18 protein-coding genes and 4 tRNA genes are annotated in these 19,794 nt (G+C 59.6%); 11 read left to right on the top strand and 11 right to left on the bottom strand.

Annotation, left to right across the window (positions count from 1 at the left end; all coding sequences use genetic code 11):
• Positions 1-58 precede the first annotated feature (58 nt).
• Complete coding sequence (phnR, locus tag KGA88_RS00370; protein ID WP_110662182.1) at positions 59-772, bottom strand: phosphonate utilization transcriptional regulator PhnR; 714 nt, start codon at positions 770-772, stop codon at positions 59-61.
• A 363-nt stretch (positions 773-1,135) separates the two neighbouring features.
• Here phnR and KGA88_RS00365 point away from each other — a divergent pair, with 363 nt between their 5' ends.
• The 6 genes from KGA88_RS00365 (at position 1,136) to KGA88_RS00340 (ending at position 6,492) form a co-directional block, all read left to right on the top strand.
• Positions 1,136-2,203: an ABC transporter substrate-binding protein gene (locus tag KGA88_RS00365; RefSeq protein ID WP_110662181.1), complete on the top strand. Its 1,068-nt coding sequence runs from the start codon at positions 1,136-1,138 to the stop codon at positions 2,201-2,203.
• Between the two features lie 179 nt (positions 2,204-2,382).
• The gene (locus tag KGA88_RS00360) at positions 2,383-3,189 is read left to right on the top strand and encodes an alkaline phosphatase family protein (protein WP_223588154.1); all 807 of its coding nucleotides are present in this window, start codon (positions 2,383-2,385) and stop codon (positions 3,187-3,189) included.
• A gap of 5 nt (positions 3,190-3,194) precedes the next feature.
• Positions 3,195-4,031, top strand: coding sequence for an ABC transporter permease (locus KGA88_RS00355; protein WP_181432028.1), 837 nt, complete (start codon positions 3,195-3,197; stop codon positions 4,029-4,031).
• The gene (locus KGA88_RS00350) at positions 4,018-4,818 is read left to right on the top strand and encodes an ABC transporter permease (protein WP_160390138.1); all 801 of its coding nucleotides are present in this window, start codon (positions 4,018-4,020) and stop codon (positions 4,816-4,818) included. Before KGA88_RS00355 ends, KGA88_RS00350 begins: the two co-directional genes overlap by 14 nt.
• A complete protein-coding gene (locus KGA88_RS00345) occupies positions 4,815-5,804 on the top strand; it encodes an ABC transporter ATP-binding protein (RefSeq protein WP_160390139.1) in 990 nt (329 codons plus the stop codon). Before KGA88_RS00350 ends, KGA88_RS00345 begins: the two co-directional genes overlap by 4 nt.
• 34 nt (positions 5,805-5,838) lie before the next feature.
• Positions 5,839-6,492: an HAD family hydrolase gene (locus KGA88_RS00340; protein ID WP_110659350.1), complete on the top strand. Its 654-nt coding sequence runs from the start codon at positions 5,839-5,841 to the stop codon at positions 6,490-6,492.
• Between the two features lie 112 nt (positions 6,493-6,604).
• Here the strand turns inward: KGA88_RS00340 and KGA88_RS00335 are convergent, their stop codons facing one another.
• Entirely contained in the window at positions 6,605-7,567 is a 963-nt protein-coding gene (locus KGA88_RS00335) for a zinc-binding dehydrogenase (protein WP_223588149.1), read from the bottom strand.
• 138 nt (positions 7,568-7,705) lie between these two features.
• Here KGA88_RS00335 and KGA88_RS00330 point away from each other — a divergent pair, with 138 nt between their 5' ends.
• Both KGA88_RS00330 and KGA88_RS00325 read left to right on the top strand, forming a co-directional pair.
• Positions 7,706-9,787 (top strand): carboxy terminal-processing peptidase, encoded by a 2,082-nt coding sequence (locus KGA88_RS00330; RefSeq protein ID WP_181432027.1) that lies wholly within the window; start codon positions 7,706-7,708, stop codon positions 9,785-9,787.
• Positions 9,788-9,932: 145 nt separating this feature from the next.
• Positions 9,933-11,723 (top strand): bifunctional diguanylate cyclase/phosphodiesterase, encoded by a 1,791-nt coding sequence (locus KGA88_RS00325; protein WP_223588146.1) that lies wholly within the window; start codon positions 9,933-9,935, stop codon positions 11,721-11,723.
• Between the two features lie 231 nt (positions 11,724-11,954).
• Here KGA88_RS00325 and KGA88_RS00320 read toward each other — a convergent pair whose 3' ends face one another.
• The 5 genes from KGA88_RS00320 to KGA88_RS00300 form a co-directional block, all read right to left on the bottom strand.
• On the bottom strand, positions 11,955-12,362 hold the full coding sequence (locus KGA88_RS00320; protein WP_110659345.1) for a sel1 repeat family protein: 408 nt from the start codon (positions 12,360-12,362) through the stop codon (positions 11,955-11,957).
• Complete coding sequence (locus tag KGA88_RS00315; RefSeq protein WP_046049139.1) at positions 12,363-12,734, bottom strand: hypothetical protein; 372 nt, start codon at positions 12,732-12,734, stop codon at positions 12,363-12,365.
• The gene (locus tag KGA88_RS00310; protein WP_110659356.1) at positions 12,731-13,072 is read right to left on the bottom strand and encodes a helix-turn-helix transcriptional regulator; all 342 of its coding nucleotides are present in this window, start codon (positions 13,070-13,072) and stop codon (positions 12,731-12,733) included. The genes KGA88_RS00315 and KGA88_RS00310 overlap by 4 nt, the downstream gene beginning before the upstream one ends.
• Before the next feature lie 114 nt (positions 13,073-13,186).
• The gene (locus tag KGA88_RS00305; RefSeq protein WP_223588144.1) at positions 13,187-13,642 is read right to left on the bottom strand and encodes a YkvA family protein; all 456 of its coding nucleotides are present in this window, start codon (positions 13,640-13,642) and stop codon (positions 13,187-13,189) included.
• A 293-nt stretch (positions 13,643-13,935) separates the two neighbouring features.
• The gene (locus tag KGA88_RS00300) at positions 13,936-14,652 is read right to left on the bottom strand and encodes an FKBP-type peptidyl-prolyl cis-trans isomerase (RefSeq protein ID WP_103394837.1); all 717 of its coding nucleotides are present in this window, start codon (positions 14,650-14,652) and stop codon (positions 13,936-13,938) included.
• Between the two features lie 269 nt (positions 14,653-14,921).
• Here KGA88_RS00300 and KGA88_RS00295 point away from each other — a divergent pair, with 269 nt between their 5' ends.
• Together KGA88_RS00295 and KGA88_RS00290 are read left to right on the top strand one after the other, a co-directional pair.
• Positions 14,922-16,724 carry a di-heme-cytochrome C peroxidase gene (locus KGA88_RS00295; RefSeq protein WP_223588141.1) on the top strand — a complete coding sequence of 601 codons (1,803 nt, stop codon included), beginning with the start codon at positions 14,922-14,924 and terminating at the stop codon, positions 16,722-16,724.
• Positions 16,725-16,752: 28 nt separating this feature from the next.
• Positions 16,753-17,889 (top strand): catalase family protein, encoded by a 1,137-nt coding sequence (locus KGA88_RS00290; RefSeq protein WP_223588138.1) that lies wholly within the window; start codon positions 16,753-16,755, stop codon positions 17,887-17,889.
• Positions 17,890-18,077: 188 nt separating this feature from the next.
• Here the strand turns inward: KGA88_RS00290 and KGA88_RS00285 are convergent.
• The 4 genes from KGA88_RS00285 to KGA88_RS00270 form a co-directional block, all read right to left on the bottom strand.
• Positions 18,078-18,154, bottom strand: a tRNA-Asp gene (locus tag KGA88_RS00285).
• Between the two features lie 19 nt (positions 18,155-18,173).
• Positions 18,174-18,249 (bottom strand) — tRNA-Val (locus tag KGA88_RS00280).
• Between the two features lie 200 nt (positions 18,250-18,449).
• A tRNA-Asp gene (locus KGA88_RS00275) sits at positions 18,450-18,526 on the bottom strand.
• A 19-nt stretch (positions 18,527-18,545) separates the two neighbouring features.
• Positions 18,546-18,621 (bottom strand) — tRNA-Val (locus KGA88_RS00270).
• Positions 18,622-18,780: 159 nt separating this feature from the next.
• Between KGA88_RS00270 and rdgC the strand changes: the two genes are divergently transcribed.
• Complete coding sequence (rdgC, locus tag KGA88_RS00265) at positions 18,781-19,701, top strand: recombination-associated protein RdgC (RefSeq protein ID WP_110662726.1); 921 nt, start codon at positions 18,781-18,783, stop codon at positions 19,699-19,701.
• Positions 19,702-19,794 lie beyond the last annotated feature (93 nt).

Below are 19,794 nucleotides of genomic sequence, written 5' to 3'. Positions count from 1 at the left end.
CCCAGCGGTGCATATGGGTTTTTCGCGAGCAAGCTCGCTCCTACAGGAAGGTCGGACGCTAGACCACATCCACACTCACATGAATCGCATCATGCCGCCAGAACTCCAGGTCGCAGTCGATCAACCGTTCATGCTGGTCATAGTTGACCCGGGCAATCCGCAAGCCCGGGCTACCCACGGACACCTTCAACGCCGCCGCCGCATCCACCGACAACGCCGTGGGCACAATCTCGAAACGCACCCGCCCGTAGTGCAAATCGTAATGCCGCGCATACAGCTCGGTGATCGACTGATTCAAATCGAAATCAAGGATCCCTGGAAAGTACTGCGGGTTCAGATAGTGCTCCACATACAGCACCAGTCGCCCGTCGATGCGCCGTGAACGGCAGATCTGGATCACGCTCGACAACGCCGGCAATTGCAGCCAGGCACAGACCGCCGCCGATGCCGGTTGCAATCGCGCCGAAATCACCTCGGTGGACGGCTCCCGCCCCTGGGCGCTGACCATCGCGTGAAAGTGGCTGCGCTGCATCAGGTTGTAGGCCAGGCGTGGCGGCGAGACGAACCAGCCGCGACGCTCCTCGCGGTAGATCTGCCCCTGTGACTCCAGCTGCAACAACGCCTCACGCAAAGTGATTCGTGTGGTGCCGAACAACTCACTGAGCTTGCGCTCGGCCGGCAATTTGCTGCCGGGAGCCAACAGTCCGTGATCGATCTGTTCCTGAAGCACCTGGCCGATGGCGGTCACCGCTTTTGTTGCCTCGTCACGCATCAATGTTTCCTATCTGGACTAGACCAGCACCAATTCAGGGCGGAACCGCAGCGTAAACCGGTTCACTCAATAGCCTGCAAGCGTAGGCAGTGCAGATGACCGAGGTGTGACAAAGGCGCCCAACGGTCGCCGCTCTCGCCCTCCAACGACTTGCAATTCATCGGCCATCTCCCTTGCCAGCTGGGGCCTTGACCATGGTCTACGCTTAGCAGGCCACTGGCGATACCGCCGAACAATTAGTCATTCCGGGCGACGAACGACATCAAAGTGTCATCCAGCCCCCTTAAATTGGCTCAGGTATTGCTGACCTAGACCAACACAAACCGCAATCGCAGCGTTGAACACGACCCAAGGAGCTTCGGAATGAAACAGTTTTTCCTGGCATCACTGTTAGGCTCGACCATTGCAATGTGCACCGCCGCCATGGCGGCCGACACCGATCTGAAAACCCTGGAAGCCGCTGCGAAAGCGGAAGGCGCCGTCAACAGCGTCGGCATGCCCGATGACTGGGCCAACTGGGCCGGCACCTGGAAAGACCTGAGCGACAAGTACGGCCTCAAGCACATCGACACCGACATGAGCTCGGCCCAGGAGATCGCCAAGTTCGCCGCGGAAAAAGACAACGCCAGCGCCGACATCGGCGACGTCGGTGCCGCTTTCGGCCCGATCGCGGTCAAGCAAGGCGTGGTCCAGCCTTACAAGCCCTCCACCTGGGACCAGGTTCCAGCCTGGGCCAAGGACAAGGACGGCAACTGGGCGCTGGCCTACACCGGCACCATCGCTTTCATCGTCAACAAGAAGTTGCTGCACGGTTCCGAAGTGCCGACCAAATGGGCTGACCTCAAGACCGGCAAGTACAAGGTTTCCATCGGTGACGTAAGCACTGCTGCCCAGGCTGCGAACGGCGTACTGGCCGCGGCACTGGCCAATGGTGGCGACGAGAAGAACCTCAAGCCTGCTCTGGATCTGTTCGCCGACATCGCCAAGCAGGGCCGCCTGTCGATGTCCAACCCGGTCATTGGTGCCATGGAAAAAGGCGAGATCGAAGTCGGCGTGGTCTGGGACTTCAACGGCCTGAGCTACAAGGCCAAGATGGCCAATCCGGATGACTACGTGGTGCTGATCCCGTCCGACGGCTCGGTAATTTCCGGCTACACCACCATCATCAACAAGTACGCGAAAAACCCGAACGCCGCCAAGCTGACCCGCGAATACATCTTCAGCGACGCCGGCCAGATCAACCTGGCCAAGGGCAACGCCCGTCCGATCCGCGCCGAACACCTGACCCTGCCAGCCGAGGTGCAGGCCAAGCTGCTGCCTAATGAGCAGTACAAGAAAGTGACGCCGATCAAGGACGCGGATGCGTGGGAAAAGACTTCCAAGGCCCTTCCTCAGAAGTGGCAGGAAGAAGTCATCATCAATATGCAATAACCGGGTAGATCCTCTTCTCGGGATCTGATGGCGATCCAAATGTGGGAGCGGGCTTGCTCGCGAAAGCGGTGTGTCAGTCGACATCAATGTTGAATGTCAATCCGCATTCGCGAGCAAGCCCGCTCCCACAAGGGATTGGTTGCGTACTTGAATCATCTGTTTCACGGAGTTTTGCCCCTATGAAGCACAACGTCATCCTTGTCGTGCTCGACGGCCTCAACTACGAGGTTGCCCGCCACGCCATGGGGCACCTTCAGGCTTACGTCGGTGCAGGACGTGCCGCACTCTACAAACTGGAGTGCGAGTTGCCGGCCCTGTCCCGTCCGCTGTACGAATGCATCCTGACCGGCGTCGCGCCCATCGACAGCGGGATTGTCCACAACAACGTCTCGCGCCTGTCCAACCAGCGCAGCATCTATCACTACGCCACCGACGCAGGTCTTGTCACTGCGGCGGCGGCCTATCACTGGGTCAGCGAGCTGTACAACCGCTCACCCTTCGTGGCGGCCCGGGATCGTCACACCGATGACCCGCAACTGCCGATCCAGCACGGGCATTTCTACTGGAACGACCACTATCCGGATTCACACCTGTTCGCCGACGCCGAAAACCTGCGTTTGCGCCATGCGCCGAACTTCCTGTTGATCCACCCGATGAACATCGACGATGCCGGGCACAAGCACGGCCTCGACACCCCGCAATACCGCAACAGCGCCCGCTCGGCCGACATTATCCTGGCCGACTACCTGCAAGGCTGGCTCGATGCCGGTTATCAGGTGCTGGTCACCGCCGACCACGGCATGAACAACGACCGCTCCCACAACGGCCTGCTGCAAGAAGAACGCGAAGTGCCGTTGTTCGTTCTCGGTGACGCATTCAGCTTCGACGCCGACGCCGCGCCGAAACAGACCGATATCTGCGGGACCGTCTGCGCGTTGCTGGGCGTGCCCCACGACAAACCGGTCTGCCGGGAGTTGCTCAAGTGAATGCCATGACCCGCAGTAAATGGCTCGCTGCCCTGTGCCTGGTCCCGTTCGCTCTGTTCTTCATCGTGTTCGAAATCGCACCGCTGACCTGGGTGATGATCAACAGCCTGCAATCGGAAGAGTTCGGCTGGGGCCTGGCCAATTTCAGCAAGATCTTCAGCTCGAAGTTTTACCTGCAAGCGATCCAGTACAGCCTCGAGATCAGTTTCTGGTCCAGCGTGTTCGGCATCATCATCGCGGTACTCGGCGCTTACTCCCTGCGTCAGGTCGATTCGAAGCTGCGCAACTTCGTCAACGCCTTCGCCAACATGACCAGCAACTTTTCCGGCGTGCCTTTGGCCTTTGCCTTCATCATTTTGCTGGGTTTCAACGGCAGCTTCACCATCATGCTCAAACAGGCCGGGATCATTCAGGACTTCAACCTGTATTCGAAAACCGGGCTGATCATTCTCTACACCTACTTCCAGATTCCCCTCGGCGTGCTGCTGCTGTACCCGGCCTTCGATGCCTTGCGCGAAGACTGGCGCGAGTCCGCCGAGCTGCTCGGCGCCAATGGTTGGCAGTTCTGGCGGCACATCGGTCTGCCGGTACTGACCCCGGCGCTGCTCGGCACCTTCGTGATCCTGCTGGCCAACGCCCTCGGCGCCTACGCCACGGTGTACGCCCTGACCACCGGCAACTTCAACGTGCTGACGATCCGGATCGCAGCGATGGTCTCGGGCGACATTTCCCTGGACCCGAATCTGGCCAGTGCCCTGGCCGTGGTACTGGTGGCGTTGATGACGCTGGTGACCATCGTGCATCAACTGCTGTTGAAGAGGAGCTACCATGTCTCGCGCTGAACTGGGGCCCGCTGGCATCTACCATCGTGTGGTGGTTTACCTGCTGTTTGCCATAATGTTGCTGCCGCTGCTCGGCACCTTTATCTACTCGATTTCCAGCAGTTGGTCGGCAACCATTCTGCCCAGCGGTTTCAGTATCAAATGGTACGCGCAGCTGTGGAGCGATCCGCGCTTCCTGAGCGCTTTCGGCCAATCGCTGTTGGTGTGTGTCGGCGCATTGATCCTGGCGGTGGTGCTGATTCTGCCGCTGCTGTTCGTGGTGCATTACCACTTCCCGAAACTCGACGCGTTGATGAACATCCTGATCCTGCTGCCCTTCGCCGTGCCACCGGTGGTGTCGTCGGTGGGGCTGCTGCAGCTCTATGGTTCCGGACCGTTCGCCATGGTCGGTACGCCGTGGATCCTGATCGGTTGCTACTTCACCGTGGCGCTGCCGTTCATGTACCGGGCGATCACCAACAACCTGCAAGCGATCAACCTGCGCGACCTGATGGACGCCGCCCAGTTGCTCGGCGCCAGCACCTTTCAAGCCGCCTTCCTGGTGGTGCTGCCGAACCTGCGCAAGGGCCTGATGGTGGCATTGCTGCTGTCGTTCTCGTTCCTGTTCGGTGAGTTCGTGTTCGCCAACATCCTGGTCGGCACCCGCTACGAAACCCTGCAGGTCTACCTCAACAACATGCGCAACAGCAGCGGTCATTTCACCAGTGCGCTGGTGATTTCCTACTTCTTGTTTGTGCTGGTCCTGACCTGGGCTGCCAACATCTTGAACAAGGACAAAAGCCAATGAGCTTCGTCAGCGTCCAACACCTTAAAAAAGACTATGCGGGCACCACGGTGTTCAGCGACATCAATTGCGAAATCCAGAAAGGCGAGTTCGTCACCCTGCTCGGCCCCTCCGGCTGCGGCAAGTCCACCCTGCTGCGCTGCATCGCCGGCCTGACTTCGGTGGATGGCGGCAAGATCCTCCTCGACAGCCAGGACATCGTGCCCCTGAGCCCGCAGAAACGCGGGATCGGCATGGTGTTCCAGAGCTATGCCCTGTTCCCCAACATGAGCGTGGAACAGAACGTCGCTTTCGGCTTGCGCATGCAGAAAGTCAACGCCGACGACAGCCAGAAGCGTGTCGCCGAGGTGTTGAAGCTGGTGGAGCTGAACGACTTCGCGTCGCGCTATCCCCATCAGCTGTCCGGTGGCCAATGCCAACGCGTCGCCCTCGCCCGCTCCCTGGTCACGCGGCCACGCCTGTTGCTGCTGGATGAACCGCTGTCGGCGCTGGACGCGCGGATCCGCAAGCATCTGCGCGAGCAGATCCGTCAGATCCAGCGCGAACTGGGCTTGACCACGATTTTCGTCACACACGATCAGGAAGAAGCCCTGACCATGTCTGACCGGATTTTCCTCATGAATCAGGGAAAGATCGTACAAAGTGGCGACGCCGAAACCCTCTACACTGCGCCGGTGGATGTGTTCGCTGCCGGGTTCATCGGCAACTACAACCTGCTGGACGCCGACAGCGCCTCGAAGCTGCTGCAGCGGCCCATCAGCAAGCGCATCGCCATTCGCCCCGAGGCCATCGAGCTGAGCCTCAACGGCGAACTGGACGCGCAGGTACGCAGCCACAGCCTGTTAGGCAACGTAATCCGCTACCGGGTCGAAGCCCGGGGCGTGGAATTGGTGGTGGATGTGCTGAACCGCTCGGCGGCCGACCTGCATCCCGATGGGCAGCGCCTGGCGCTTTCCATCGATCCGACGGCCCTGTGTGAGGTAGCCTGATGCCTTTGCTTATGCTGAAGAGAGAACTGCACTGATGGCCCTGGCAATTTTTGATCTGGACGAAACCCTGATCCACGGCGACTGCGCCACCCTTTGGAGCGAGCAGATGGGCCGCCTGGGCTGGGTCGACGCCGAGTCGTTCATGCGGCAGAACAATGAAATGATGGACGCCTACAGCCACGGCAAATTACGCATGGAGGACTACATGACCTTCAGCCTCGAGCCGATGATCGGCCGTACGCCAGAAGAGGTCGACCATCTGGTCGGACCGTGGGTGGAAGACCACATCGAGCCAATCATTTTCAGTGACGCCACCCAAACCATCGCGGCTCATCGCAAGGCTGGCGACCGGATTCTGGTGATCTCTGCCTCGGGCACCCATCTGGTCGGCCCCATCGCCGCGCGCCTGGGCATCGACGAAATTCTGGGCATCGAACTGGAAGTGGCGCACGGTGTTTACACCGGCCATACCGTCGGCATCCTGACCTACCGCGAAGGCAAGATCACCCGCTTGTTGGAGTGGCTGGATGCAGAGGAGGAAAACCTCGAAGGCGCGAGTTTCTATTCCGACTCACGCAACGATCTGCCGCTGTTGCTCAAGGTGGATTTCCCACATGTGGTGAACCCGGATCCGGTGTTGCTTGAGCACGCCGAAAAGGCAGGCTGGCCGATCCATCTCTGGAAGTAATCGAAGTCCCCTGTGGGAGCGGGCTTGCTCGCGAAAGCGGTGTGTCATTCAACGATGTATTGACAGACACGACGCCTTCGCGAGCAAGCCCGCTCCCACAGGTGCCGTGTTGTCAGCTCAGACTCTCGTCAATCACCAACACCACCTTCCCCGCCACGGTATTGCTCGCCAGCTCGGCAAACGCGGCCTCCGCATCCTTGATCGGGAATGTCCTGGCCAGTTGCGGGCTCAAGCGCCCCTCGGCAAACAACGGCCACACGTGCTGGCTTAGATCACTGAACAGATCGGCCTTGAACTGATCATCACGGCTGCGCAGGGTCGAGCCCAGCAACTGCACGCGCTTGGCCAGTACCTGGGCCAGATCCAGCTTGGCCTCGCGCCCGCCCATCAGACCGATCAGCACCCAGCGACCATCCTGGGCCAGCAGCTTGAGGTTCAATGCCGAGTAATTGCCACCCACCGGATCGAGAATCACGTCGAACGGCCCCAGGTCCCGCAAGCTTTCCAGATTACCGTCACGCACCACGCCGCCCTGGGCACCCAGCGCTTCGCAGTACGCCAACCGCTCGGCGGAACCGACACTGACCCAGCACGGATTGCCGAAGGCCTTGCACAGCTGAATGGCCGCTGAACCGATTCCACTTGCTCCCGCGTGCAGCAGAACCTTCTGACCCGGCTTGAGCGCAGCCAGTTGAAACAAATTCAACCAGACTGTTGCATAAACTTCGGGCAATGCCGCCGCTTCGACCAGTGACACTCCGTCGGGAACCGGCAGCACATGCCGCCCGTCGACAACCACCTCTTCGGCCATCCCGCCCCCGGCCAGCAAGGCGCAAACCCGATCGCCAACCTGCCAGGAGGACCCGGCGCCGACCTCGCTGATCACCCCCGAGCACTCTAGACCGAGCACTTGGCTGGCCCCTGGTGGTGGCGGGTATAGACCGGCTTTCTGCAACAAATCGGCGCGATTGAGGCCCGATGCCGCCACTCGTATACGAACTTGTCCTACATCGCACACAGGACTCGGTTCATCAACCCACACCACTTGACCGTCAACGCCTTGCAATGCTTTCACAGTGCCTCCATAGTGAGTCTGGACTGAGCCCGAAGCTATAGCGTCGGGCTTTTTGCATTATGCGACCGGTTCCCAAAGATCCGGCGACTTCAAAGACGGCCTAATATGCGTTATCAATTGTCCCCGCGTCGAATCAGCATGAAGCATCTGTTCCCCAGCACTGCCCTCGCCCTATTCATCGGTATCGGCTTGCTGCCGATGTCGAGCAATACATTCGCAGCCAATAGCTGGGACAAGCTTCAACCCGATCGTGACGAAGTGATCGCCAGCCTGAACGTCGTGGAGTTGCTCAAGCGCCACCACTACAGCAAGCCGCCACTCGATGACGCGCGCTCGGTGATCATCTACGACAGCTACCTCAAGCTGCTGGATCCGTCGCGCAGCTACTTCATGGCCAGCGACATTGCCGAATTCGACAAGTGGAAGACGCAGTTCGACGACTTCCTCAAGAGCGGCGACCTGAACGCCGGGTTCACCATCTACAAACGCTACCTGGATCGCGTCAAGGCGCGCCTGGACTTCGCCCTTGCCGAACTGAACAAAGGCGTCGACAAGATCGACTTCACCACCAAGGAAACCTTGCTGATCGACCGCAAGGACGCCCCTTGGCTCAAGTCCACTGCAGAACTTGACGACCTGTGGCGCAAACGCGTCAAGGATGAAGTGCTGCGGATGAAGATCGCCGGCAAAGAACCCAAGCAGATCCAGGAAACCCTGACCAAGCGCTACAAGAACCAGTTGGCGCGCCTGGACCAGACCCGCGCGGAAGACATCTTCCAGGCGTACATCAACACCTTCGCCATGTCCTACGACCCGCACACAAACTATCTGTCGCCGGATAACGCGGAGAACTTCGACATCAACATGAGCCTGTCCCTCGAGGGCATCGGTGCCGTGTTGCAGAGCGATAACGACCAGGTGAAAGTCGTGCGCCTGGTGCCGGCAGGTCCGGCGGACAAGACCAAGCAGGTTGCTCCGGCCGACAAGATCATCGGCGTTGCCCAGGGCAACAAAGAGATGGTCGACGTGGTGGGCTGGCGCCTGGACGAAGTGGTCAAGCTGATTCGTGGTCCGAAGGGCACCGTGGTGCGCCTGGAAGTCATCCCGGCCAGCAATGCGCCGAACGACCAGACCACCAAGATCGTGCCGATCACCCGTGAAGCGGTGAAGCTCGAAGACCAGGCCGTGAAGAAGTCGGTCTTGAACCTGAAGCAGGACGGCAAGGACTACAAACTCGGCGTCATCGAGATCCCGGCGTTCTATCTGGACTTCAAGGCCTTCCGTGCCGGCGACCCGGATTACAAGAGCACCACCCGCGACGTCAAGAAACTGCTGACTGAACTGCAGAAAGAGAAAGTCGACGGCGTGGTCATCGACCTGCGCAACAACGGCGGCGGCTCCTTGCAGGAAGCCACCGAGCTGACCAGCCTGTTCATCGACAAAGGCCCGACCGTGCTCGTGCGTAACGCCGATGGCCGGGTCGATGTCCTGGAAGATGAAAACCCGGGCGCGTTCTACAAAGGCCCGATGGCGTTGCTGGTCAACCGCTTGTCCGCCTCGGCTTCGGAGATTTTTGCCGGCGCCATGCAGGACTACCACCGCGCACTGATCATTGGCGGCCAGACCTTCGGCAAAGGCACCGTGCAGACCATTCAGCCGCTCAACCATGGCGAACTGAAACTGACCCTGGCCAAGTTCTACCGGGTTTCCGGGCAGAGCACCCAGCATCAGGGCGTCCTGCCGGACATCGACTACCCGTCGATCATCGACACCAAGGAAATCGGTGAAAGCGCCCTGCCGGAAGCCATGCCGTGGGACACCATCAAGGCGGCAATCAAGCCTGCGGTGGATCCGTTCAAGCCGTACATCTCGCAGCTCAAGTCCGAGCATGACCTGCGCACGGCCAAGGATGCGGAGTTCGTGTTCATCCGCGACAAGCTGGCCCTGGCGCAGAAACTGATGGCCGAGAAAACCGTCAGCCTCAACGAAGCCGAACGTCGCGCACAACACGCCGACATCGAAGCCAAGCAGCTGACAATGGAAAACATCCGTCGCAAGGCCAAGGGCGAAGAACCGCTCAAAGAGCTGAAGAAAGAAGACGAGGACGCCATTGCCGCCGAGGATGACAAGACCAAACCGGAAGACGATGCCTACCTGAGCGAAACCGGACGGATTCTGCTGGACTACCTGAAACTCAACACGGCCGTGGCCAAGCACTGAGTTTTCACACGCAACTGATGGCAATTTAATACTGACGCTCCCCGGAGCGTCATCAAACAGTCATCATTCTGTCGTGAAATAAAGGACCGGGCGTGCTCTTTTACCAAGGGCACGCCCGGTCCTTTTTTTATCGCCAGAGATCGCCATGACCACAACCGAACAGCTGAGTGCCTTGAGCTCAATCCTGACTCAAAGCGGTTTACACAGCCTGTTCCAACCCATCATCAGTCTCTCTGAACGGCGAATTCTCGGCTACGAAGCCCTCAGCCGTGGCCCCTCCAACAGCCCACTGCACTCCCCTGTCGCCCTGTTCGCCGTCGCCCGCCAGGCCGGACGCCTGAGCGAGCTGGAAATTGCCTGCCGCGAAAGCGCTTGCCGACGCTTCAAGGAGCAACAACTGCCTGGGCTGTTGTTCCTTAACGTATCTCCGGAATCCCTGCTCGAAGCGGCGCATCAACCGGGGCGCACCCTGCAATTGCTGCAAGACTTCGGCATTGCGCCGAGTCAGGTCGTCATCGAACTCACGGAACAAACGCCGACGGATGATTTCCAACTGCTGCAAACCGCCCTGCATCACTATCGGGCGATGGGGTTTTCGATTGCGCTGGACGATCTGGGCGCGGGCTATTCGAGTTTGCGCTTGTGGTCGGAACTGCGGCCGGACTATGTGAAAATCGACCGGCATTTCATTGATGGCATTCATCAGGATGCGCTCAAGCGCGAGTTCGTCGGCTCGATCCTGCAAATCGCCAAGGCATCGCGGGCACAAGTCATCGCCGAAGGCATCGAGCTAGCCGAAGAACTCACGGTGCTGACCGATATGGGCGTGGACCTGGTGCAGGGCTACCTGCTTTGCCGCCCCCACGAACACCCGCCACGGGATGCCCGGGCATTGATGCCCCGACACGACAGCACCGCCGTTGTACTGAGCGAAGACGGCAGCGACCTCAGCGCCCTGCTCAACGAGCAACCCGCAGTGAACCGGGACACCCCGACCGCCACGGTGCTCGAGGCCTTTCGCCGCCAGGCCAACCTGAATTCGCTGGCGGTCCTGGATGAACAGGGTCAGCCCTGCGGCATTGTCCATCGGCACTCGCTCTCCGACGCCCTGCTCAAGCCCTTTGCCACCGACCTGTTCGCCCGCAAGCCCATCAGCCGCTTGATGAACGATGACTTCCTCGCCGTCGAGCTGAGCCAGTCGCTGCAACAGGTCAGCCGCCTGATCACCAGCCGTGCCCGCCAGCGCATCGAAGAAGATTTCATCATCACCCTCAATGGCGGCTACCTCGGGCTGGGCCGGGTGATAGACGTGCTCAAACTGATAACCGAACTGAAGATACAGCAGGCCCGCTACGCCAACCCGCTCACCTTGCTGCCAGGCAACGTACCCATTCAGCAATGCCTGACGCGGCTGCTGCAACAGCAACGGGAATCGGTGATCTGCTACGTCGACATCGATAGCTTCAAACCCTTCAACGACATCTACGGCTACGGCCGCGGCGACGAAGTCCTGTTGTGCCTGGCGCAATGCCTGAACGACCGCGTCGACCCGGCCCGCGACTTCGTCGGCCATATCGGCGGTGATGATTTCCTGCTGGTACTCGGCCCGGAAGATTGGCGCAAACGTTTGAACCAGTTGCTCGACGACTTCCAGAGCCAGTGTCGACGCTTCTACCGCAGCGAGCACCTGGAAGCCGGCTGCTTCATCGCACCGAACCGCCAGGGTGTACGGCAGGAGTTTGCACTGTTGTCGCTGTCGATCGGCGTGGTGCATTTGCATCCACAGGCCTGTGGACAACTCGATGCGAGCCAGTTGGCCGAGATGGCCTCACAGGCCAAGCACCATGCGAAGAGTGTGCAAGGGTATAGCGTGCATGTGATTGATAGCCTGGTGGTGCCGGAGCCCGAAGCGGTTTGGCTGACAGGGCAGCGCTGATTAACCGGACGCCATCGCGGGCAATCACGACCAGGCACAAATCCCGGGAGCATCCAATAAACCTGTGGGAGCGGGCTTGCTCGCGAAGAGGCCGGCACAGCCAACATTTACTTCGCCTGACACACCGCCATCACTGGCAAGCCAGCTCCTACAGGGATTCAAGAGGCCTGGTCCGCAACCGTCGCCCAATCACGTCGAGCATCTCACAACCATCACCCTGCAGCCTTGGGGTTACAGGTCAGGCTCGCGAGACATCAGCTCTTGCAACTTGATCGGTGCCAACGGATGCCCGGCCTTCGCTGCGATCCCCCAGAATCGCGCCGCTTCAACCGGATCCGGTGCCTTGCTCGCCGTCCCCGCCAGGCTGATCACGCCCACTTGATACGCCGCCTTGCCATCGCCTGCCAAGGCCGCCAGGCGCAACAAACGCACGCCCTCCTCACGAGCACCAAGGCCGACGCCGCGAAACGTCAGGATGTGCCCATAGAAGCTCTGGGCGCCGACATCGCCCAGGTTGGCCATGCGCGCGAACTGGCCTTCGAGCCAGTGCCAGCCACGTGGCTGACGGACAAACCACGACCAGTGAAACAGCCGGCGCGCGAGCCAGTAGCCGGCCCGCGCCTTGAGTTGTAAAAACACTCAGGCCTCGGCCGATTCCGGGTATTCGTATTCGAACACCCGCACCACTTCCGAGGCGTGCCAGGACGCGGCGGCGACGCCATCCGAAGGCCCCGAGAAACGCCCCAGGCGCTCGACACACTCAAAGAATCCGGTGCGCGGCAAACGGCTGGCGCCCTGGCTGATCACCAATGAACTGCGCAATGGCTGCTCCGCCTTGGCATCCAGTGCGGCCAGATGCTCAAGGGCCGCCGTCAGGGTCAGCATGGCCGGGGTCGGCAACTGCAAACGCTCCAGCAATGCCCGATACGTCAACAGATGGCGCTGGCGGCGCGCCTGATCCAGTTCGCCCAACAATCCGTCCCAATGTTGACGACTGATGCGTACGCTCACGATTCTTCCCTCCACCCAGGCACCGTCAATTCCCACGCCAGGCTGCGGCGAATCGCGGCGTCGGGCAGACGCTCGCCACTTTCGATCATGGCCAGGTAAGACGGGCTGATGCCTACCGTGCGGGCCAGCGCCTCGATGGCGATGCCCTTCCCTTCGCGCAAACTGCGTAGTTGATCCAGACCAGGAAGAATCGCGTCTGGTGTTGCGGCTTGAAGCTTCGTGGCCTGCGGCGACGCTTGCTCCTTGATGCCTGCTGCTTTGAGTAACGCCTGATACTGAGCCCATGGCAGAACCGCGTATTCGGGCTCGCCTTCGCGTGTAATTATCTGAATATCCATGACTACCCCGTAGGACAACAACACTTAGCGAGTCGGCACTTTTCCCTAGAAGTGTAATCCTAACAGCGGCCAAGGTCGCGGGGGGCATCTATCTGTGAACAGGTCGAAATCGACTCAGTGTTTTTTCGGGCCTTGAAGTTGAAGTTGCTCGGGGCTATCAGGCAGACGCTCGACCACCGCGAGCTTCTCCGGTACTTGCCGTTTTCGCCAGGCGCGGAAGGCATTGAGTTCGTCGTCTAGCACTTTCATCAGCCACGCCAGTACCGCGATGTCATCGAACATGCCGAAAACCGGAATGAAATCCGGGATCGCATCCACCGGGCTGAGGAAATACATCAGGCCCGCGACAACCGAAATCAGCGCCTTGGGGCTGATGGCTCGATACTCACCACGCCAGTACGCCAGGCAAAGTGCCTGCAACAGCTTCAAGTCATCCTTGATCTTGCCCAGTCGATAGCCCTGGCTCGCGCCTTTGCTGGCGACCGCGAACAACAGGGTCGGCAATCGACCGCGTGCCAGCAGGCGTCCGGCCAGTGGCAGGAAACGAGCGAAATTCCAGGGTGCTTTCATCAATTCCTCCCGTTGAAATGTTATCCACACAAATTGTGGATAACCTTGTGAACAGAGCTGCTTTTCACCGCTGAAAGCCCCGTTTTACAAGGCCTGCGTTCAGATCGGGCGTTTTTTACTCATCAAAAAAAACCCATAATTTCATTGACTTGGCAGCCTTGTGCGTCTACCGCCGAGGCTACTATGGCTAAGACTGCGGGCCAGAGCGTCTGTTCGTTTTGTTTACCCGTACCGAACGCCAGATGCAACAACGCCCCGCATGAGCGAGGCGTTGTTATCGAAGCAGGCGCTGATTACTTGGCAGCGGCGTCTTCTTTTGCCGGATCCTTGATGGCCAGCAGTTCCAGGTCGAATACCAGCACCGAGTTGGCTGGAATCGCCGGGCTCGGGCTTTGAGCGCCGTAAGCCAGGTCAGCAGGGATGTACAGCTTGTACTTCTCGCCAACGTGCATCAGTTGCAGGCCTTCGACCCAACCCGGGATCACACCGCTGACCGGCAGATCGATCGGGCTACCGCGCTCGACGGAGCTGTCGAATACGGTGCCATTGGTGAGCTTGCCGGTGTAGTGAACGGTCACTACGTCAGACGGCTTTGGCTGAGGGCCATCGGCCTTCTGCACAACTTCGTACTGCAAGCCCGAAGCGGTGGTAGTCACGCCGGCTTTCTTGGCGTTTTCCTCGAGGAACTTCTTGCCGGCAGCGGCCGACTCTTCGCTCATCTTGGCCATGCGCTCTTCGGCACGCTTTTGCAGTGCGGCGAACGCTTCAACCAACTCTTCGTCCTTGAGCTTCTGCTCTTTCTTGCCGACGGCGTCTTCGATGCCCTGGGCTACAGCTTTGGAATCCAGGTCATCCATGCCTTCTTGAGCCAGGCTCTTGCCCATGTTCAGGCCAATGCCGTAGGAAGCTTTTTGCGCCGGAGTTTTCAGCTCTACGCTGGTCTGCGAATCACAACCCGCGAGTACCAGGCTAACCAGGGCCACCGCCGCCGCCAACCGATGCTGTTTCATGCTATTTCCTTGTTCATGCGCCTAAAGGGCAATCGAGTAAAGCCGCGAGCTTATCAGGCCGCCACGACCAATGGCTACCGGCATGAGAGCCGGAATCAATTGATAAGTTCAGGTGTTTAAACGCATTTCACAATTCGGCTGATGAAGCTTCTTTCATCTTGTTCCGATGCAGACTGATTCCTGAACCTACAATATCTGGCGTAATGGCCTCTTGCCGCACCTCGGGCACTCGGGCATAACGGAATGATAATTCGACAAGGATGTTTATCTTGCGCCTCTTCATTCGCTTGCTGGTTCTCATCGCAGTACTGCTCGGGCTGGTCATGGCCGTGGTGCTTTACTACGTCGCCAACCCGAAATTGCCGGTCTGGGCGCCGGCACAACAGGTGCATTACCTGGAGCAATGGAGCGCGGCCGACCGCGAAACCTACTACTTCACCCCTCAGGGCACTCAGGTCAAAGGCTTGCGTTACGACTGGTTCACCGCCCTTGAACTGCCCTTCTCGCAGCAACGCTTCGCCGCCCCCGAATACCTCGCCCGCTTCGGTTTTCTGGTGGACCCTGGCCAGAAACCGACAGCGAACAACCCCGGCAACCTTCCGGTCGGCTTCACCCGGCATCAGAATGCGGGAAGCCCGGATATGTTTCTGGATATCACCTGCGCGGCCTGCCACACCGGCGAACTTCGCTTCAAGGGCCAGGCCGTGCGCATCGACGGCGGCCCGGCGCAGCATGTCCTGCCGTCCAGTGTTCCTACACTCAAAGGGGGCAGTTTCGGACAAGCGCTGGTAGCCAGCCTGGCCTCGACCTACTACAACCCGTGGAAGTTCGAACGTTTCGCACGCAATGTGCTGGGCAAGGACTACGACGCCCGTCACCAACAGCTACGCAAAGAACTCAAGTCTTCACTGGATACGTTCATCAAGGTGGCCTGGAACGACACCCATCGCGGGCTTTATCCGACCGAGGAAGGCCCGGGGCGCACAGATGCCTTCGGGCGCATTGCCAACGCCAGCTTCGGTGACGCGATCTCCCCCGACAACTACCGCGTGGCCAATGCCCCGGTCGATTATCCGCAGCTGTGGGACATGTGGACGTTCGAATGGGTGCAGTGGAATGGCTCGGCGAAACAACCGATGGCGCGCAACATCGGCGAGGCCCTTGGTGTCGGTGCCACGCTGAACTTCTTCGACAAGAACGGCCAGCCGCTGATGGGCGATGCCCGTTACCCCTCCAGCGTCCGTGTGCGCGACCTGCACCTGATCGAAGAAACCCTGCAACGCCTCGCGCCTCCGGCCTGGCCGGAAGATCTGTTGGGCGCGGTCGACAAGACGCTGGCAGCAAAGGGTCGCGTCTTGTTCGCGGAAAACTGCGCGGGATGTCATGTACCGCGCACCACCCAGGGCGAGGGGCGGTATGTCCAGCACTTGAAAATGATTCCGGTGGAATACATTGGCACCGACCCCGGCGCGGCCAACAACATCGCCGACCACCGCTTCGACCTGACAGCGCTGCAATGGAAGCAGGCGGAACTGGAAAAACTTGATGTAGAACCAAAACCAACCGAACCACTGGACCTGAGCAAAATGTCCGTGGCCAAGGGGCTGGCCTATGTCACCGCCTATGTCCAGGACCGCGCCTATCAAGACGCCAAGGTCACCCCTGCCGAGCGTCCGCAAATGGACGGTTTCGGCCTGCCAATCGGTGTGCGTGAGTTACGGGCATACAAGGCCAGGCCATTGGCGGGTGTATGGGCGACGGCACCGTTTCTGCACAACGGTTCGGTTCCGAGCATCTATCAATTGCTGTCGCCTCAGGATGAGCGTGCGACCACATTCTACAAAGGCACTTTCGAATACGACCCGGGACACCTGGGTTATCGCACCGAAGCCTTCGACAATGCCTTTGTGTTCGACACGCGAATCACCGGCAACCACAACAGCGGTCATGAATTCCGTGCCGGCAAACTCGGCGATGGCGTGATCGGCCGCTGGTTGCAGCCGCAAGAACGCTGGGCACTGCTGGAATACCTGAAAGTGCTGGGCGGCCCGCTGGAAGCGCAATTGCCATGATCACAGACCCAGTCAAAAGGACTCTCCCATGCTGATTACACTCTGGCTACGACTGGGCGCCTTCCTCGGCACGTTATTGCTGTGGTTACTCGGTCTCGGCGTGCTTGGCTGGGCATTGGCCACCGCCTGGTTTGCCTGGCAGCAGCGCGGACCGGTCTCGGCACAGGAGCTGATTCCCGACGGTGAAGCCGCGATGACCCAGGACATCATCCAGACCGCCGTGCGCATCGTCGATCAGCACCGCGAAAGCACCCGCTACCTGCGCGATGCCCACGCCAAGGCCCACGGCTGCGTGAAGGCCGAGGTTCAGGTGCTGCCGGAACTCGCCAGCGAACTGCGCCAGGGGGTGTTCAGCGAGCCGGGCAAAACCTGGCAAGCGACGATGCGCCTGTCCAATGGCAATGCCTACCCGCAGTTCGACAGCATTCGAGACGCCCGGGGCATGGCGATCAAACTGTTCGATGTGCCGGGCAAGCAGTTGTTGAGTGATCAACAGGCGCGAGGCGAACAGGACTTTGTGATGTTCAGCCATCCGAACTTCTTTGTAAGCAATGTCGCCGAGTACCGTCAGAACGTCGCCGCTCAAGCCGACGGTAAAAAGATGATGGCTTTCTTCCCCAGCTGGGATCCGCGCGCCTGGCAGGTTCGCCACTTGTTTATCGCCCTGGCGACACTGTCCCCTGCCCCGCCAAGCCCAACCCGGACGACCTACTTTTCGGTTTCGCCCTACAAATTCGGTGCAGCCAATGCGAAGTTCCGGGTCGCCCCTGACCCGGACAGTTGCCCGGCCTACAACCTGCCGGAACAAAATCGCAAGTTGCCGAACTTTCTGCGCAATGCGCTGAACCAGCAGCTTTCGACCGATCGGGTGCCCGCGTGCTTCGTCTTGCAAATCCAGCGACAGGACGCCAACAAGTACATGCCGATTGAAGACACCAGTATTGAGTGGCGCGAAAGCGATGCGCCCTTCGAGACGGTGGCGCTAATCAAGATTGCGGCGCAGGACTTCGATACACCGGCGCTGAACCTGCAATGCGACAACCAGTCGTTCAATCCCTGGTTCGGCATTGAGGCGCACCGCCCCATCGGCGGGATCAATCGCCTGCGCAAAGCCGTGTACGAAGCCGTCAGCGACTACCGTCACAGCCGCAATGCCGGACTGTAGGAGCGAGCTTGCTCGCGAAAAACCCATAGGCGCCGCTGGGAATCTGAAGTCACGCGTTATCGTTCACGACCTGCGCGAGCCAGCTCGCTCCTGCAGAGCGCGGGGAAAGCCAAATCCCAGACAGCAAAAAGCCCGCACTAGGCGGGCTTTCTGTGGAATCTGACGTTCAGTGTTCCAGATTCCGAATATGGCGCAGCGGACGGGACTCGAACCCGCGACCCCCGGCGTGACAGGCCGGTATTCTAACCGACTGAACTACCGCTGCGCGAAACGCTTGAAACGAATGGTGGGTGATGACGGGATCGAACCGCCGACATTCTGCTTGTAAGGCAGACGCTCTCCCAGCTGAGCTAATCACCCTTCGCTTCGTTACGGGACGCATTATGCCACAAGTTTTCGTAAAGTGTTGATTTAATTGAAGTTTTTTTCAAATAAATCCGAAAACCGGTAAAACGACACATCCCGCGGGTACAACCGTACAAACTTTGAGGCAGAAAAAAACCCGCGTTTGCGGGTTCTTCCGTGGTGACCTGGCGTTCAGTGATCCAGGTTACCGAATATGGCGCAGCGGACGGGACTCGAACCCGCGACCCCCGGCGTGACAGGCCGGTATTCTAACCGACTGAACTACCGCTGCGCTAAACACTTGAAACGAATGGTGGGTGATGACGGGATCGAACCGCCGACATTCTGCTTGTAAGGCAGACGCTCTCCCAGCTGAGCTAATCACCCTTCGCTTCGGTGTGGCGCGCATTCTACGGAGCGACCTAACCTCTGGCAAGCACTTTTTAAAATAATTTTCTCAGCCCTTCCAAAGGCTTAGAGAAAGGTTGGCCTATGGCACGGCGAAGACAATAATGCCCCCCTTTGTATAAAGGAGAGACTCACCCCATGTGGTTCAAAAACCTGCTTATCTATCGCCTGACCCAAGATCTGCCTGTTGATGCCGAGGCGTTGGAAACTGCACTGGCCACCAAACTGGCGCGCCCATGTGCAAGCCAGGAGTTGACCACCTACGGTTTCGTCGCGCCGTTCGGCAAAGGCGAAGATGCGCCACTGGTACACGTCAGCGGTGACTTCCTGCTGGTGTCCGCCCGCAAGGAAGAACGCATTCTGCCGGGCAGCGTCGTACGTGACGCGGTCAAGGAAAAGGTCGAAGAGATCGAAGCCGAGCAAATGCGCAAGGTCTATAAGAAGGAACGCGATCAGATCAAGGATGAAATCATCCAGGCCTTCCTGCCCCGCGCCTTTATCCGCCGCTCGTCGACCTTCGCCGCCATCGCGCCGAAACAGGGCCTGATCCTGGTCAACTCGGCCAGCCCGAAACGCGCCGAAGACCTGCTGTCGACCTTGCGCGAAGTGATCGGCACCCTGCCGGTGCGTCCACTGACCGTGAAGATGTCCCCGACCGCGACCATGACCGAGTGGGTCACCACCCAGAAAGCCGCGGACGATTTCTTTGTGCTGGACGAGTGCGAACTGCGCGACACCCACGAAGACGGCGGCATCGTGCGTTGCAAGCGCCAGGACCTGACCAGCGAAGAAATCCAGCTGCACCTGAGCACCGGCAAGGTGGTCACGCAACTGTCCCTGGCCTGGCAGGACAAACTGTCGTTCGTCCTCGACGACAAGATGGTGGTCAAGCGCCTGAAGTTCGAAGACCTGCTGCAGGACCAGGCGGAACAGGACGGCGGCGAAGAAGCCCTGGGCCAACTGGACGCCAGCTTCACCCTGATGATGCTGACCTTCGGCGACTTCCTGCCGGCGCTGGTTGAAGCGCTGGGTGGCGAAGAGACGCCGCAGGGGATTTAAAAGCGTGTGATCTCAAACTGTGGGAGCGGGCTTGCTCGCGAAGGCGGAGTGTCAGTCGACATATGAACTGACTGATACTCCGCCTTCGCGAGC

It is taken from the genome of Pseudomonas sp. A-R-19 (assembly GCF_019956575.1).
GTDB lineage: Bacteria > Pseudomonadota > Gammaproteobacteria > Pseudomonadales > Pseudomonadaceae > Aquipseudomonas.
This window is presented reverse-complemented; position numbering and strand designations above follow the sequence as displayed.

What these genes read in the sequence shown, in the direction of transcription:
- phnR (WP_110662182.1), bottom strand. Translation starts at nt 772, where the DNA reads ATGCGTGACGAGGCAACAAAAGCGGTGACCGCCATCGGCCAGGTGCTT.
- KGA88_RS00365 (WP_110662181.1), top strand. Translation starts at nt 1,136, where the DNA reads ATGAAACAGTTTTTCCTGGCATCACTGTTAGGCTCGACCATTGCAATG.
- KGA88_RS00360 (WP_223588154.1), top strand. Translation starts at nt 2,383, where the DNA reads ATGAAGCACAACGTCATCCTTGTCGTGCTCGACGGCCTCAACTACGAG.
- KGA88_RS00355 (WP_181432028.1), top strand. Translation starts at nt 3,195, where the DNA reads ATGACCCGCAGTAAATGGCTCGCTGCCCTGTGCCTGGTCCCGTTCGCT.
- KGA88_RS00350 (WP_160390138.1), top strand. Translation starts at nt 4,018, where the DNA reads ATGTCTCGCGCTGAACTGGGGCCCGCTGGCATCTACCATCGTGTGGTG.
- KGA88_RS00345 (WP_160390139.1), top strand. Translation starts at nt 4,815, where the DNA reads ATGAGCTTCGTCAGCGTCCAACACCTTAAAAAAGACTATGCGGGCACC.
- KGA88_RS00340 (WP_110659350.1), top strand. Translation starts at nt 5,839, where the DNA reads ATGGCCCTGGCAATTTTTGATCTGGACGAAACCCTGATCCACGGCGAC.
- KGA88_RS00330 (WP_181432027.1), top strand. Translation starts at nt 7,706, where the DNA reads ATGAAGCATCTGTTCCCCAGCACTGCCCTCGCCCTATTCATCGGTATC.
- KGA88_RS00325 (WP_223588146.1), top strand. Translation starts at nt 9,933, where the DNA reads ATGACCACAACCGAACAGCTGAGTGCCTTGAGCTCAATCCTGACTCAA.
- KGA88_RS00310 (WP_110659356.1), bottom strand. Translation starts at nt 13,072, where the DNA reads ATGGATATTCAGATAATTACACGCGAAGGCGAGCCCGAATACGCGGTT.
- KGA88_RS00305 (WP_223588144.1), bottom strand. Translation starts at nt 13,642, where the DNA reads ATGAAAGCACCCTGGAATTTCGCTCGTTTCCTGCCACTGGCCGGACGC.
- KGA88_RS00300 (WP_103394837.1), bottom strand. Translation starts at nt 14,652, where the DNA reads ATGAAACAGCATCGGTTGGCGGCGGCGGTGGCCCTGGTTAGCCTGGTA.
- KGA88_RS00290 (WP_223588138.1), top strand. Translation starts at nt 16,753, where the DNA reads ATGCTGATTACACTCTGGCTACGACTGGGCGCCTTCCTCGGCACGTTA.
- rdgC (WP_110662726.1), top strand. Translation starts at nt 18,781, where the DNA reads ATGTGGTTCAAAAACCTGCTTATCTATCGCCTGACCCAAGATCTGCCT.